The following is a 15192-nucleotide window of genomic DNA, read 5'->3' on the forward strand; positions in this document are numbered from 1 at the left end:
GCAATAGCCTTTTTCAACAACAAACGCCGCGGCAACCGGGCATCCCGTAGCAGCTGCCTCGCTTGGGCTCGACAGCTGCTACGTTGTGTGGGGTTTTATCAGGCCGGAACGCCCAGAATGATATGGGACGCCTTGATCACCGCCGTGGCGCTCACGCCCGGCTTCAACCCCAGCTCGGCCACCGCGTCGCGGGTCACGATGGAAAACACCTTCGAACCACCCGCCAACTCGATCACCACTTCCGCATTCACCGCGCCGTCATTCACGCTCAGCACCTTGCCTTCCAGGCAGTTGCGGGCCGACAGGCGGATGTCGCTGGATTCGGTCATCAACATCACCCACGGCGCCTTGATCAGCGCGACCGCTTCCTTGCCTACGGCAATGCCCAGGTTGCGGATGCTTTCCATGGTCACCACCGCCACCAACTGCTCGCCACCGGGCAGGGTCAACACCACTTCGGCGTTGACCGCGCCGTCCTGGACCTGGCTGACCTGGCCTTTGAATACGTTGCGTGCACTGACTTTCATGGGAACGGTCCTTTTCTTGACTTGTAGGTTAGGAATTGCCGCGCATGATTAAACGTTGCGTTGTGTAAAAACAACTATAGCGCCCTGCTCTGCCTGGAACCCCACGCCAATAAAGAAGGCCGCCCAATGGGCGGCCTTCATCTGGAGCAGTTACCGACGACTGATTAAAACAGCGCGTAGGTGTAGTTGAAGATCAGGCGGGTCTGATCCTGGTCGGCGGTGCCGGTGTTATGGCCGTGGTAGCTGCCGGTACGGAACGTAGTACCGAAGCCTTTCAGCGGGCCTTCCTGCACGACGTAATCAAGACGGAAATCGGTTTCGCGTTCCGACTGATCACTGCCACCGGCAACCTTGGCCTTGATGTCGCTGCCGTTCAGGTAGGCAATCGAGGCTTTCAGGCCCGGCACCAGGGTTCTGAAGTCATACAGGTACTGACCGAAATTGACCTGCTCGCCCGCACGGGAGAACTGGCCAACCACGGCGTCGGTGAACAGGTAGAAGTCGGAACCGGCCGCGCCTTGGGCGGTTGGATCGGCGATGCTGCCCTGGTTGACCCAGACGAAGCCACCGTCATCACTCACGCCGATATGGCCGAGCATCAACTGGCTGCCGCCCAACTGATAGGTGAAGGCAGCACTGTAGGTTTTGTTGTCGACTTCACCGGCGTGCTTGGCATAGCCGCCGTTGTTGTTGAACGCATAGCCGGCCGAACCGTTTTTGCCGTCGCTGGTGCTGTCGAAATAACGCAGGTCGGTCTTGAACGACTGGTCATTGCCCAACGGCAATACGTGGACCAGGCCGAAATAGTTCTGTTTGTAGAAGTCTTCCAGGTTGGCGTAGTAGTACTGCAACGTCAGGTTTTTAGCGATGACGTTGTCAGAAGAACCAAACGGTTGGTAGTCGACACCACCGAAACGGAAGCTGTCGCTGTCGCGAGTGGCACCGGCCACGCTCAAGCCCGTGGAGTTGCTCGATGCACGACCTTCAGCCTTGTTCAGCTCGCCGCCGGTGAAGGTGACGTTGGGAATGTCCTTGGAAGTCAGGATGCCGCCGTCAAAGGTCTGCGGCGCGGCACGGCTGTCGTTGGACACCAGGATCGGCAGGATCGGCGCCAAACCACCGCCCACGTGCAATTCAGTCTGGGAAATACGGAATTTAACGTTGCCGGCTGCGCGACCGAAGCTGTCAGCAGGCTCGGTGCCGTTGTTCTTCACCGGGAAGAAGCTGTTGCCGTTACCCGACAGGCCATTGCCCGCTGCGTGGCCATCGCCACCGTCAAGACGCAACGCGCCGAAAGCCATCACGTCGAAACCTACGCCGACGGTGCCCTGGGTGTAACCGGATTTATAGTCGAAACGCAGTACTTGAGCCGCTTCCCGCAGGTCGTTCGCCGTGCCGGAGTGAACGTCGGCGTTGTAGTACATGGTGCGCGAACTGATCGAAGAATGACTGTCTTCGAGGAAGCCGCTATGGCCGTCACCCGTGCCGAGTGAGCCAAGACCAAAGCCGTCCGCGCTGGCGTGTTGTGCAAGGACAGCCGCCGTGATGGCCAACGCTAATGTAGAGAGTTTCATTTACTGCGCCCCTGTGAACATTATTTTTTTACTGTCCTTCGAGCGAATACCGTTGCGGCCCTGCAAACGCTGCGGATTGTGGCATGGGGTCTATGGCGCAGATTGTGAAATTTTTGTCATGTACCGATGAAAAAACCGTCATGAAAAGGCCGTACAAGCCGGCCTTGTTCGAGGGTTGAATGGCCTGCGGTTGTACGACAACCGCTACTGCGCCGTGCGCTGATCAGGCTGGAGTCGGTGGCGAAAATGCGAGAAATGGTAGGCAACCGCCAGCCACATAAACCATGCAGGCATCACGCAAAGGGCCAGGCGGGTATCTGGGCGAAGTGCCAGCAGGCAAAGTACGAACGCCATGAAGCCAAGTGAAACCCACGCCAACGGCACGCCACCGGGCATTTTGTAGAGGGATTTTTCATGTAGCTCAGGGCACTTTTTCCGATAGGCGATGTAGGACGCCAGGATAGTCGACCAGGTAAAGATCACCAGGATCGCCGAAACAGTGGAGACGATGGTAAAGGCCGTCATCACTTCCGGGACTATAAACAGCAGCAACAAGCCCAGCAGCATCAGGAAGGTGGTAAACGCCAGGCTGATAAACGGCACGCTGTTTTTCGACAGTCGTCGGAATATCCCGGGTGCGTCTCCCAGGTCCGCCAGGCCGAACAACATGCGACTCGCCGAAAACACCCCGCTGTTGGCCGAAGAAGCCGCCGAGGTCAGTACCACGAAATTCACAATCCCGGCGGCGGCGGGAAAGCCGGCCACCAGGAACAGCTCGACAAAGGGGCTCTTGCTGGGCGACACCTGCTCCCAGGATGTCACCGCAATGATGCAGGCCAAGGCCAGCACGTAGAACAGGATGATCCGCAGCGGAATCGAGTTGATTGCCTTGGGCAGTGTCTTCTCCGGCGAACGGGTTTCGGCCGCCGCCGTGCCGATCAACTCGGTACCGGCAAACGAGAAGATCGCCATCTGGAACCCGGCAAAGAAGCCGAACACGCCATTGGGAAACGCCGCCTGTTTATCCAGCAAATGATTCAGGGAAGCCGTGACGCCGGTGGGCGACACAAACGAGCTGGCAATCAACACCACGCTCACACTGATCAGGGTCACCACGGCGATGATCTTGATGATCGCAAACCAGAACTCCACCTCGCCGAACAGCCGCACCGTCAGCACATTCAAGGCAAACAGGGTCAGCAGCATTGCAATCGCCGGTATCCAGGCCGGCACGTGCGGGAACCAGTACTGGAAAAAGCCCCCGACCACCACCGCATCCCCCACCACCGCCACGCTCCAGCTCAGCCAGTACGACCAGCCAAGAAAAAACGCCGCACGCGGCCCCAGGTAGGCACCGGCAAAGTCGGCGAAGCTCTTGAAGTTCAGGTTGGACAGTAGCAGCTCACCCATGGCGCGCATCACGAAATACACAAACAGCCCGATGATCATGTAGATCAGGATGATCGAGGTGCCGGACAGCGCGATGATCTTGCCCGAGCCCATGAACAGGCCGGTGCCGATCGCACCGCCCATGGCCATCAGTTGGATATGGCGGTTGTTGAGGGTGCGTTGCAAAGCGGGCTTTTCAATCAGCCCGGGCACGGTTGTTTTCATCACAAAACCTCTTGTTATGTTTTTGAGTTTTGGCAGAAAAAAGTCAGGCGTTGTTTATTGTTGGAATGGCATCGGGATCAGGCGTGTTTGTTCTCGAAACCGTGCAGCACGTTGACCGCGTTGATGCCGATTTCATCGACCATGTAGCCGCCTTCCATCACAAACAGCGTGGGTACGCCGACGCTGGCGATGATCTCGCCGATGCCGAGGAAGTCGCGGCTTTCCAGCAGGAAATGGCTGATGGGGTCGTCCTTGAAGGTGTCGACGCCGAGGGAAATCACCAGCACTTGCGGCGAGAACGTTCTGAGTTGATTGCAGGCGTCGAGCAACGCTTCTTTGTAGGTGCTCCACCCGGTGTTTTTCGCCAGCGGGTAGTTCAGGTTGGCCCCCTCGCCCGCCCCGGCACCGCGCTCGGCACTGAAGCCCGAATAGTAGGGATACGACACGGACGGATCGCCATGCAGCGAGACGAACATCACGTCGCTGCGGTCGTAGAAAATGTTCTGCGTGCCGTTGCCGTGATGGAAATCCACGTCCAGCACCGCGACCCGTTTGGCGCCTTGGGTGATCGCCTGTTGCGCGGCAATGGCTGCGTTATTCAGGTAGCAATAACCGCCCATGTATTCCCGCGCCGCATGGTGGCCCGGTGGCCGGCACAGGGCGAAGGCGCTGTTGTGGCCTTCATCAATCAACGCAAGGCCGGTGAGCGCGATATCGGCGCTGGTCTTCACCGCTTCCCAGGTGGTGCTGGTGATCGGTGAACCGGCATCCATCGCGAAAAACCCGAGCTTGCCGTCGATGAATTCCGGCACCTGCTCATTGGCCAGGTCCCGCACCGGCCACACCAGCGGCAAGGCGTCATGGGCACGGCCAATCGCCGTCCATTCGGCCCAGGCGGTTTCCAGGAAGGACACGTAGCGTTCGCTGTGGGCATTGACGTAACAGGCCCGGTCGAACGTGCGCGGCACGATGATATCGCCCAGCCCAACGTGCTTGACCCGATCACGCACCGTGTCGGCGCGGCTGGGTTGTTCGAAGGACGGCTTGAGCACGCCATCCTTGAGTTCGGTGCCATGGTGCAAACGATGAGAGTCGCTGAAAACAGTCAACATGAAAGACATCCACCCGTGAAAGACAGGTGATTATTTTGTTCTGGCTGCGGTGGGCTTTCTTTGCTTTTACGTGCGCCGATGCTAGCGTAATCGGGAATTTTTACCCCAAAGAGCCGCCATGAAGAAAAATAAAACCAGACAGGTCGCACTTGACGACACCGATCTCGCCATCCTCGCCTTGCTGCAGGAAGACGCGAGTATTTCCAACGCCGAACTCAGCGAGCGCCTGTCACTGAGCCTCACCCCATGCTGGCGACGGCGCAAGCGGCTGGAGGAAGAAGGCGTGATCAAGGACTACCAGGCCAACCTCGATCGCAAGATGCTGGGCCTGGAGATCATGGCGTTTGTGCATGTGCGGTTTGCCGTGCATTCCGACCATACGCCGGAAGATTTTGAGGCGGTGATCAAGGAACTGGCGCAGGTGCAGGCGTGCCACAAGATCACCGGGGATGCGGATTATCTGCTGCAGGTGCTGGCGGAGGATCTGGATGCCTACAGCGATTTTGTAGAGAGCGTGTTGCGGCGGCAATTGGGGATTGCGTCGATTCAGTCGAGCCTGGCGTTGCGGGAGGTGAAGGCGACAAGTCGGGTGGCCATTCCGCAGCGGGTTGGGAAGTGATCCAATGCAAATACTATTGTGGCGAGGGAGCTTGCTCCCGTTGGACTGCGTAGCGGTCCTTTCTTTGGACGCGCTTAGCACCCCGGCAGGAGCAAGCTCCCTCGCTACAGGTCAAGCCATATCCCTGTAGTGTTTCCAACAAACAGCCGAATTCTGCCTTTACATGTAGCATTTACTACCAATACACTCATTCTCGCCAAGCCGTAGCAAAAACAACAAGGCGAGATATGACCAACCTACGTGACAAACTCACCGACGCCGCACTCAGCCCTACGCCTTCCGAGCGCAAGGTGATCCGTGCCCTCCTCGACCACTATCCACGCAGCGGCCTCGGTTCCATGGCGCGCCTGGCCGAACACGCCGGGGTCAGCGACCCGACCATCATGCGGTTGGTGAAGAAGCTCGGCTTCGGTGGCTATGCCGAATTCCAGGACGCCTTGCTCAGCGAAATGGACCACCGCCTGCGGTCCCCAATCACCCTGCTGCAACCCCGGGCGCACTCGTCCCAGGATGACGCCTGGGCCACTTACCTGCACGACTGCAACCGCGCCCTTCAGGAAACCCAGGCCCTGACCCAACCCGAAGACGTGCGCGTACTCACCGAATGGCTGCTGGATACCAAACACCAGGTGTTCTGCTTCGGCGGCCGGCTCAGCAGTTTTCTCGCGGGCTACCTGGTGAATCACTTGCGCCTGTTGCGTCCGGGCTGTCATTCCCTGGAAGACAACGCCCAGTTACCCGACCGAATCCATGACATCCAGCGCCAGGACCTGGTGCTGCTGTTCGACTACCGCCGCTACCAGACCCAGGCCTTGCGCGTGGCAACCGCCGCCAAGGCGCGGGGCGCGCGGGTGGTGTTGTTCACCGACATTTATGCCTCGCCGCTGCGGGAATTGGCCGACTTGATCATCAGCTCCCCAGTGGAATCGGTGTCGGCCTTTGACACGATGGTGCCCGCCCTCGCGCAGGTAGAAGCCCTGATCGCCACCCTCACACAACACAGCAATGGCCTGGATGCCCGCCTGGAAGGGATCGATGCCCTTCGCACGGAATTCGCCGCTCACCTTTTGGAGGAAAAATAACAATGTTCACGCTCCCCCATCATTCGCCCCGCGATCTTCCGTTCACCGCGGGCAACACCGCCTTGCTGCTGGTGGACATGCAACGTGCCTGGCTCGACCCGGCACTCGACCCGCATTTGCAGGGCCCGCACGCAGCATATTTCCTGGGTCGTGCTCGGGAAACGGTGATCCCCAATCAAGTCCGGCTGTTGAATGCGGTGCGCGAAGCCCGGCAAAACGTGCTGCACACCATCATCGAAAGCCTCACGGCGGATGGCCGCGATCGCTCGCTGGATCACAAGCTGTCGGACATGCATTTGCCCAAGGGCAGCTACCAGGCCGGCGTGATTGACGAGTTGACGCCCATTGAAAATGAAATCGTGCTGCCCAAGACGTCGTCCGGGGTCTTCAACTCCACCAACATCGATTACGTGCTGCGCAATCTGGAAACCCGGCACCTGATCATCGCCGGCATCGTTACCGACCAGTGCGTCGACATGGCCGTGCGTGACGCCGCAGACCGTGGCTATCTGGTGACCCTGATCGAAGATGCCTGCGCCACTTACACCTTCGAACGGCATCACGCGTGCCTCGAGGCGATCAAGGGTTATTGCTGGATCACCGACACCCAAACCGTGATCAACCGTTTGCAGGAGTTGCGCCCGTGAGCCTGATCCAGCCAACGGCAATGACCACTATCGTCACCACCGACCTGATTGGTGTGACTCGCGGACGTTCGTTTCCCACGGACGAGCTTGAGAGTTATCAGCAAGCCGGTGTGGGTTGGGTGCCGGCCAACAGTGCGCTGACGCCTCAGGACCGGGTGGCGGAGAATAATCCCTGGGGCTCCTGCGGCGATTTGCGCCTGATCCCGGACATGAATACCCGCGTGCAGGTGCCCAACGGCCCGGACGCCAATGCGCCGGGCCTGGATTTTATCCACGCCGATATCTGCGAAACCGACGGCCAGCCCTGGGCGGCCTGCCCGCGCACGATGTTGCGCAACGAGATCCAGCGTTATCGCGACGAGCTGGGGCTTGAGGTGACTGCCGCGTTCGAACATGAGTTCAACCTCGGCTACAAGGCCCCTGACAACGCTCACCATGCCTTCTCGCTTTCCGCCCAGCATCACGCCGCGTCTTTCGGCGGCTGGCTGTTGAGCGCGCTGAAGGCGGCCGGCGTCGAACCGGAGATGTTTTTGCCGGAGTATGGCAAGGCGCAATACGAAGTCACCTGCCGTCCCACTCAAGGTGTGGCCGCAGCCGATCGCGCGGTGAATGTGCGGGAGATCACCCGTGAAATCGCGCGCCAGATGGGCCTGGATATCAGCTTCTCGCCCAAGCTCGAAGCCGATGGCGTGAGCAACGGCGTGCACCTGCATATCAGCTTGCAGGATCCAGCCGGAAACGCGGTGATGTACGACGCGCAAAGCAGCAACGGGCTGTCCGAAAAAGGCCGGCAGTGGGCGGCGGGCGTGTTGAAATTCCTGCCCGCGTTATGCGCCTTCAGCGCGCCCACGCCGATTTCCTACCTGCGCTTGAAGCCTCATCACTGGAGTGCGTCCTACGCCAACCTGGGCCAGCGCAATCGCGAAGCGTCACTGCGGATTTGCCCGACCATCACCATCGGCGGCAAGTCCCCGGCCAGGCAATACAACCTGGAGTTCCGCCCGCTGGACGCAACCGCCTCACCGCACCTGAGCATGGCCGCCGTGCTGATTGCCGGCCGCCTGGGCCTCCAGCAAAAGCTCACGCTGGACAGTTCCTCCGATGAAGACCCGGAGTCCATGAGCGATGAACAACGCCAGGCGCGGCATATCCTCGCCCTGCCCGACACCCTAGAAGACGCCCTCGCCAGCCTGCGCAACAACCCGCAGTTGCTGGACCAATTGCCGCCACTGCTGATGGATGCCTACTTCGCCCTGAAAGCCGAAGAGCTCAAATCCACCGAGAAACTGACGCCTGCCGAACTCTGTGATCACTATGCCCGCCTTTACTGATTCCCCCGAACACGGCCTGTTCAAGAAACCGGTATACCGGGTCAGCCGGCAAGAGTCCGAGCACCCGGTGATTCTGGTTTGCGAACATGCCAGTTCCTACATCCCCACGGAACTGAACGCCCTGGGCCTGAACGATGAAGCGGCAAAGGAGCATATCGCCTGGGACATCGGTGCGCTGAAACTGGCGGAACGACTCTCGAGGGCCCTGGATGCCACGTTGATCTCGGCCGCCTATTCGCGCTTGCTGATCGACCTCAATCGCCCGCTGGAAGCCCCCGACAGCATTCCGCCACGCAGCGAAATCTACGACGTGCCAGGCAACCGGGAACTTCCTGACATCGTTCGCCAGTATCGCCAGGAGCGCTTGTTCACACCCTTTCACCAGCGCTTGAGCGCCCTGATCGATGCGCGACTGGCGCAAGGTCGCGAAGTGCGCATCGTGGCCGTCCACAGCTTCACCCCGATTTACCACGGCCAACCCCGCCCGCTCGAGGCCGGCGTGTTGTTTGCCGGCGCCGCCGCCTATGCCGAAGGGATTCTGCAAGGGTTGGCCGCCCAGGGCTTGAACGTTGCCGCCAACCAGCCTTACGAAGTGGATGTGCTCGGTGACATGACCGTGCCGTTCCACGGTGATCAGCGCGGCATTGAGGCCGTGCTGCTGGAGGTCAGGAACGACCTGCTGCGAACGCCCCATGCGCTGCAGTCATGGGCGGACTATCTGGCTCCACTGCTGTAGCTGCTGCTGTTGGCTGGACCGGTCTTACAACTATAAAAAAACCGCCTGGGCGTCTTTTAACCTGCCGGGTTCAAGAACATGTTCGGCCGCTTTGGCGGCTGCGCATTCGCCTTACTTCATACGGAAGTACCCCATCATGGCAATTGAAGAGTTTGGCTATAAACAAGAACTGAAGCGCAGCCTGTCCCTTACGGACCTGGTGATCTACGGGATGATCTTCATGATCCCCATCGCGCCCTTTGGCGTGTATGGCTATGTGAACAGCGAAGCGCCCGGCATGGTACCGCTGGCCTATATCGTCGGCATGGTGGCAATGCTGTTTACCGCGTTGAGCTACGGCAGCATGGCGCGGGCGTTCCCGATTGCCGGCTCGGTGTATTCCTACGCCCAGCGCGGGCTGAATCCAGGTGTCGGGTTTATTGCCGGTTGGCTGCTGTTGCTCGATTACCTGCTGATCCCGCCGTTGCTGTATATCTATGCCGCGATTGCGCTGAACCACTTGTACCCCGAGATTCCGAAGACCGCATTTATCCTGGCGTTCCTGGTCAGTGCCACCCTGGTCAACCTGCGCGGTATGACGTTTACCGCGCGCATGAACATCGTGTTCCTGCTGGCGCAACTGGTGGTGCTGGGGATTTTCCTAGTGTGTGCCTGGAAGGCTCTGCACGGGGGTGCCGGCAACGGCCACCTGACGCTGGCGCCGCTGTACAACCCCACAGGATTCAACTTTGGGTTGCTGATGCAGGGCGTTTCAATCGCGGTGCTGTCGTTCCTGGGCTTTGACGCGATTTCCACCCTGGCGGAAGAAACCAGAGGCGATGCCGGGCGCAGTGTGGGCCGGGCCGCGCTGATCAGTTTGCTGGTGATGGGCGCGATTTTCGTGGCGCAAACCTGGCTGGCCACCGACCTTGCGGCAGGCATGGGATTCACGTCCGCCGACTCGGCTTTTTACGAAATTGCAGCCATTGCCGGCGGCAGCTGGCTGGCTTCGCTGACGGCGATTGCCACGGCGTTGGCGTGGGGTGTGGCGGTGTCCATCACCTCGCAGGCAGCAGTGTCGCGACTGCTGTTCGGCATGGCCCGGGATGGCAAGCTTCCGGGAATCCTGGCCAGGGTCCATCCGAAATACAGCACGCCATACCTGAGCATTTACCTGGTGGGCGTGCTGTCGCTGGTCATCTGCTACTTCTTCATCGACACCGTGGACACCCTCACCTCACTGGTGAATTTCGGCGCCCTGAGCGGCTTCATGATCCTGCACATCACCGTGATCAACTACTACTGGCGGCGCATGCAGTCGCGCAATGTGTGGCGGCACCTGATCACGCCGGTGCTGGGCTTTGTGATCACCTTCGCGATCATGTTCAACATGGGACTGCAGGCACAGAAGCTCGGGATTGCCTGGGTCGTGATCGGGCTGGTCTACCTGTGGTTCCTCAGCCGCAAGGGCGCGAGCCTGGTGCTGTCCAAGGACATCTGACGGCTAGCGCAGTGACTGCTGCAGAAACTCACTGATCAAGCTGAGGACCTGCTGCTGGATCTGCGGCTTGGGACGAGCACCCTTGGCATCCAGGCAGATAAAGCCTTCGCCGGGGTCGCTCTGTTCAATCCGCTCCACCGCGCCCGGCTTGCAGATGGGCAGGAAGCTGAAGTGCGTGGCGTCGCTGATTTCCACGTAGCGCGACGTCTTCTGCGGCAGGCGCTTGGCCAAGTCGGCCGACTCGAGTGCGGCGGGCAATTCCGGCGACGGTGTGCCCGCCGCAATCACCAGCGTGGGGCGGTTCAGCGCCGCGAGGCTGGCATCGCTGAAGCCGCGGGCGAATCCCAGGTCCAGGGAAACAATGGCCGCCACGCGCGGGTCGCTCAAGTCACCGGCCAGTCGCTGCCTCGCCTGCTCGGTGCGACCAACCTCAAGTTGTTCGTAGGCCTTGCAAGGGGCAATTTCCGGATGCAACTTGCAGTCCTCGGTAAAGCGCTGCGGATCAAAGCGGGCACCGCCGACTTCGAGTGCGGTCCAGCCACCGAGGGAGTGCCCGACGACGGCGATCTTGCGTTGGGCCACCGCGCCGAAGCGTTTCGGCTGGGCAATCACGGCATCAATCACCCGATGGATATCGAGGGGCCGTTTCCACAGCTCGGAAGCGGCCGGCTGTGTGCGGTCCTTGCTGGTGGTGCCGGGGTGGTTGGGCGAGGCGACGATATAACCCTGCCCGGCCAACGCACTGGCGAGCCAGGACTGGTTGATCCAGTTGCCGAAGATGCCGTGGGAGATCACCACCAACGGATGCTCGCCGGCAGCCGGTGCGGCGTCCTTCAAGGCCGGCGCGCCGACAAACACCGGATTGTCAGCAATCAGTTCTGGTGTGCCGGAAGCATGGGTCGGGTACCACACCGCCACCTGCAACGGCCTGCCGTGTTCAGCGTCGGGAATCACAATTTCCTGGAACCCGGTCCGCACCTCGCCGGCTTGGGCCAGCCCGGTGACAACCATCAACAACAGCGCAGCACACAGCGTTTTCATCCTTGAGTTCCCTAAGTGGCTAAGCGCCATATTCTGGCATGGCCGTCATGGGAAAGCAGGTGGGAAATCAATGCGCGTATAAATCATCAGGCTATGGCAACTATCCGAATGGTACGACTACCATGTAGTCAGACTCCTTTCAGATAGCCCCCAATGATCAAAGCCAGCCTGCGTAGTCACCTGACCCTCTGGTTTGCCGGTTTGTCGCTGCTCACCCTGGTGAGCGTAGGGTTCTACGTTGGGCACATCGCTACCGAGCAACTGAAACTGGCCAGTGGCAATGCCTTGTTGAGCACTGCCCGCTCCACCGCCGCGCTATTGGCGGTGCAGCTGCGTGAACGCCAGCTAGAAGTGTCGCTGCTCAGCCGCGCACCGCTGTTCAGACGGGGCAACCTGGACGATCCGGACATACTGACCTCCATGGAACAACGCACCCAGTCCCGCGCCGAGTACGCATGGATGGGCGTCGCCGACACCGACGGGCGTGTGCGCCAGGCGGTGAATGGGCTGCTGGTCAACCAATCCGTAACGGCACGGCCCTGGTTCCAGGCCGGTTTGCAGGGCAACTACACCGGCGATCCCCACGAGGCGGTACTGCTTGCCAAGCTGCTGCCAGGCTCCAACGGTGAGCCCTGGCGCTTCATCGACTTTGCCGCACCGATTCGCAATGCCGGGGGCCAGGTGATCGGCGTACTGGGGGCTCACGCCCACTGGACATGGGTGACACAAATTGTCGAAGCGGCCAAAGGCAATACGCCGGACATCGAGGCGCTGATCATCGACAACGACGGCAAGGTGCTCTACCCGGAACAACTGGCCGGCCAGCAACTGCCCCAGGACCGCCTGGCCAATGACACCGGCTGGTCGGTCGACAACGGCTACGTGACCAGCGCCGTGGCGGTGCCCAGCCCGTCGAATTCCAGCCTGACCTGGTACATCGTGATGCGCCAGCCGCTGGAAATCGCCCTGCACCCTGCCCGCGTATTGCTCTACAAACTGCTGCTGTTGGGCGTCATTGCCGCGGTGATTTTCGGCTTCGTGGCGTATTACCTGGCGTCGTACCTCAGCCGGCCCATCGAAGAACTCGCGCGTTCAGCCAAGCAGGTCCAAAACCAACAGCCTGGCGCGTATTTCCCTCAAGACCATTTCGTACTGGAAATCGCCCAGCTCGGGCGCTCCATCAAGGGCATGACCCAATCGCTGCTTGGCAAAGAGCGCGAGCTGCAGGACACCAATGCGTCCCTGGAAGCCACCGTCGCCCAGCGTACTGCCGCCCTCACCCAGGCCAATGCCGAGCTGTTGAACCTGGCCAGCCATGACGCCCTGACCGGCGTCTACAACCGTCGGCGCTTCGATGAAAAGCTGGCGGAGTACAGCCTGTTGTTCCAGCGCAGCGGGCGCGCGTTTGCGTTGCTGCTGATCGACGTCGATCATTTCAAGCGGATCAACGATACCCATGGGCATGCCGTCGGGGACGATGTACTGCGCCAGCTCGCGCAGTTGATTCAGGACGCCACCCGCGCCACCGACTTCGTCGCCCGTTACGGCGGTGAAGAGTTTGCGGTGCTGTTGCCGGGAGTCGAAGCGCCGGACAGCCCGGACGTGTTGGCCGAGAAGATTCGCGCGGCAATTGCCGGAGCGCATTTCGAGACCGTTGGGCAGGTCACGGTGAGTATTGGCGTCGGGCTCGTTGAAGCTTCGGACAGCGACACCACAGTGCTGATCAAGCGTGCGGATCAGCAGTTGTATCGGGCCAAGTCGTCGGGGCGTAATCGCGTGGCGTGACGGTGTAGTGCGTCATGAGCCTTTCCAGAAAGCCACAACGCTCTTGATTAAATATCGACAGCCGCGCGCCCATGACCGTAACCTGCCCCACGAACAATGAATACAACGTATGCAGGTCATCAATGGCTGAGGTGCTGGACCGTTTCGACCAATGGCTGGCTCGGTTCGGCAAGCGTTACGTTCATCTGGACTCGGGAGATGACGATTTCCAGGGCTTTATCATCGATGCTGAACAGGTCGCGGCAACCATCGAACTGGCGCGTGTCGCCGGTATCAATGCCAGTCTTGAGAGTTTCTGATTTCAGGTAAATATCCATGTCCATCACCGATAACCTGCTCGCCTTTACCTTCGCCGCCACGTTGCTCACGTTGACGCCCGGACTGGACACGGCCCTGGTATTGCGCACTGCAACGGTGGAGGGCAAGCAACAAGCCTTGCGCGCCACCCTGGGCATCAATGCCGGCTGCCTGCTGTGGGGTGCAGCGGTGGCCTTTGGGCTGGGCGCGTTGATTGCCGTGTCCGAGGTGGCCTTTAACGTCTTGAAGTACTGCGGCGCGGCTTACCTGGCGTGGCTGGGCTTGAACATGCTGGTGCGCCCGCGCAGTTCGCTGGCGTCCGTCGAGGCCGATGGAAAACCCGGTGCCAACTGGTTCCTGAAAGGCATGATGGGCAACGTGCTCAACCCCAAGATCGGGATTTTCTACGTGTCTTTCCTGCCGCAGTTCATTCCCCAGGGGCATCCGCTGGTGGCGTGGACGTTCGGGCTGGTGAGCATCCACGTGGTGATCAGCCTGGCCTGGGCACTGATACTGATCGGTGCCACGCAGCCATTGGCCGGTGTGCTGCGGCGTGAAAAGGTGATCAAGTGGATGGACCGCACCACCGGCATGATATTCGTGCTGTTCGCGGCCCGGCTGGCCTTCAGCAAGCGCTGAAGTCAGCGCCGGTCCCGATGCCGTACCAGGCCTTCCAGGGTAAACCGCGCCTGCAACAGCACCACATCCCGCACCAGTTCCATTTCCTTCTGGCTCACTTCGGTCCAGTTCAAGGCGGAGAGCAGCTTGGGTTTCTGCACCCGAAACGCCAGGCCCTGGGTGAACAGCGCCATCGAGTGGATCACCGTGCGCTCGTCGTCAACGGCAAGGCCGGCAACGCGCGCGATCAGCAGGCGGATCACGTTGGCGATGCGCGCCTTGAAGCGTTCCTCGAACGCCATGGTCGCGCTTTCAGGGCAGAGCCCGGCTTGATGGCGATCAAGAAACGCCCGCCACGCGGTGGTCTGGGGACTGTCCTGGATCGTTGAAACCACCGCGCCGAGAATGCCCAGTGAGGCGTCGATCAACCTCTGATCGTCGACCGCGGGATCGGCCAGCGCACCTTCTGCGGCTTCAACGGTAGGCGCCATCTTCTGCCACAACAGCGCGATCAAGTGCTCGACGCATTCCAGGTACACGCCTTCCTTGCCATCGAAGTAGTACTGGATAGCGGGCGCATTGACGCCGGCAGCATTCGCGATGTCTCGCGTGGACGCGCCGTCGTAGCCACGCTCGCCAAATACCTCGACAGCCGCCTCGATAATGCGTGCGCGGGTTTCTTCACCCCGCTGATAACCCCCTTCGGCGGCCGGTTTGTGTCGTGCCATG

The 15192-nt window shown here is 60.4% G+C and carries 15 protein-coding genes; 9 read left to right on the top strand and 6 right to left on the bottom strand.

Annotated features, from left to right (window positions below; genetic code table 11):
• Positions 1–98: 98 nt before the first annotated feature.
• From V6607_RS17630 to V6607_RS17645, 4 genes are all read right to left on the bottom strand, one after another.
• Entirely contained in the window at positions 99–527 is a 429-nt protein-coding gene (locus V6607_RS17630; protein ID WP_134326728.1) for a TOBE domain-containing protein, read from the bottom strand.
• A gap of 164 nt (positions 528–691) precedes the next feature.
• The gene (locus V6607_RS17635) at positions 692–2101 is read right to left on the bottom strand and encodes an OprD family outer membrane porin (RefSeq protein WP_023658889.1); all 1410 of its coding nucleotides are present in this window, start codon (positions 2099–2101) and stop codon (positions 692–694) included.
• 204 nt (positions 2102–2305) lie between these two features.
• Positions 2306–3715, bottom strand: coding sequence for an amino acid permease (locus tag V6607_RS17640; RefSeq protein WP_003215190.1), 1410 nt, complete (start codon positions 3713–3715; stop codon positions 2306–2308).
• A gap of 77 nt (positions 3716–3792) precedes the next feature.
• On the bottom strand, positions 3793–4827 hold the full coding sequence (locus V6607_RS17645) for a histone deacetylase family protein (RefSeq protein ID WP_134326729.1): 1035 nt from the start codon (positions 4825–4827) through the stop codon (positions 3793–3795).
• 118 nt (positions 4828–4945) lie between these two features.
• Here V6607_RS17645 and V6607_RS17650 point away from each other — a divergent pair, with 118 nt between their 5' ends.
• The 6 genes from V6607_RS17650 to V6607_RS17675 all read left to right on the top strand — a co-directional run bounded on the left by V6607_RS17650 (position 4946) and on the right by V6607_RS17675 (position 10722).
• Positions 4946–5446 (top strand): Lrp/AsnC family transcriptional regulator, encoded by a 501-nt coding sequence (locus tag V6607_RS17650; protein WP_134326730.1) that lies wholly within the window; start codon positions 4946–4948, stop codon positions 5444–5446.
• Positions 5447–5673: 227 nt separating this feature from the next.
• On the top strand, positions 5674–6528 hold the full coding sequence (locus V6607_RS17655) for a MurR/RpiR family transcriptional regulator (protein ID WP_003215184.1): 855 nt from the start codon (positions 5674–5676) through the stop codon (positions 6526–6528).
• A 2-nt stretch (positions 6529–6530) separates the two neighbouring features.
• Entirely contained in the window at positions 6531–7175 is a 645-nt protein-coding gene (locus V6607_RS17660; RefSeq protein ID WP_003215182.1) for an isochorismatase family cysteine hydrolase, read from the top strand.
• Positions 7172–8506, top strand: coding sequence for a glutamine synthetase family protein (locus V6607_RS17665; RefSeq protein WP_338739499.1), 1335 nt, complete (start codon positions 7172–7174; stop codon positions 8504–8506). The genes V6607_RS17660 and V6607_RS17665 overlap by 4 nt, the downstream gene beginning before the upstream one ends.
• Complete coding sequence (locus V6607_RS17670) at positions 8490–9242, top strand: N-formylglutamate amidohydrolase (protein WP_003215178.1); 753 nt, start codon at positions 8490–8492, stop codon at positions 9240–9242. Before V6607_RS17665 ends, V6607_RS17670 begins: the two co-directional genes overlap by 17 nt.
• Before the next feature lie 136 nt (positions 9243–9378).
• On the top strand, positions 9379–10722 hold the full coding sequence (locus V6607_RS17675; protein WP_134326731.1) for an APC family permease: 1344 nt from the start codon (positions 9379–9381) through the stop codon (positions 10720–10722).
• A gap of 3 nt (positions 10723–10725) precedes the next feature.
• On the opposite strand, the gene V6607_RS17680 is transcribed toward V6607_RS17675, so the two are convergent.
• Positions 10726–11763, bottom strand: a complete 1038-nt coding sequence (locus V6607_RS17680) for an alpha/beta fold hydrolase (RefSeq protein WP_134326732.1) — start codon at positions 11761–11763, stop codon at positions 10726–10728.
• Positions 11764–11916: 153 nt separating this feature from the next.
• Here V6607_RS17680 and V6607_RS17685 point away from each other — a divergent pair, with 153 nt between their 5' ends.
• The 3 genes from V6607_RS17685 (at position 11917) to V6607_RS17695 (ending at position 14484) form a co-directional block, all read left to right on the top strand.
• Entirely contained in the window at positions 11917–13548 is a 1632-nt protein-coding gene (locus V6607_RS17685) for a sensor domain-containing diguanylate cyclase (protein WP_102604928.1), read from the top strand.
• Positions 13549–13670: 122 nt separating this feature from the next.
• Positions 13671–13847 carry a hypothetical protein gene (locus tag V6607_RS17690; RefSeq protein ID WP_177019804.1) on the top strand — a complete coding sequence of 59 codons (177 nt, stop codon included), beginning with the start codon at positions 13671–13673 and terminating at the stop codon, positions 13845–13847.
• Between the two features lie 16 nt (positions 13848–13863).
• The gene (locus V6607_RS17695) at positions 13864–14484 is read left to right on the top strand and encodes a LysE family translocator (RefSeq protein WP_008436344.1); all 621 of its coding nucleotides are present in this window, start codon (positions 13864–13866) and stop codon (positions 14482–14484) included.
• Between the two features lie 2 nt (positions 14485–14486).
• Here the strand turns inward: V6607_RS17695 and V6607_RS17700 are convergent, their stop codons facing one another.
• Positions 14487–15191 (bottom strand): CerR family C-terminal domain-containing protein, encoded by a 705-nt coding sequence (locus tag V6607_RS17700; RefSeq protein WP_134326733.1) that lies wholly within the window; start codon positions 15189–15191, stop codon positions 14487–14489.
• Position 15192: the final 1 nt, after the last annotated feature.

Origin of the sequence: Pseudomonas sp. KK18 (assembly GCF_037094675.1) — a bacterium.
Taxonomy (GTDB): domain Bacteria; phylum Pseudomonadota; class Gammaproteobacteria; order Pseudomonadales; family Pseudomonadaceae; genus Aquipseudomonas.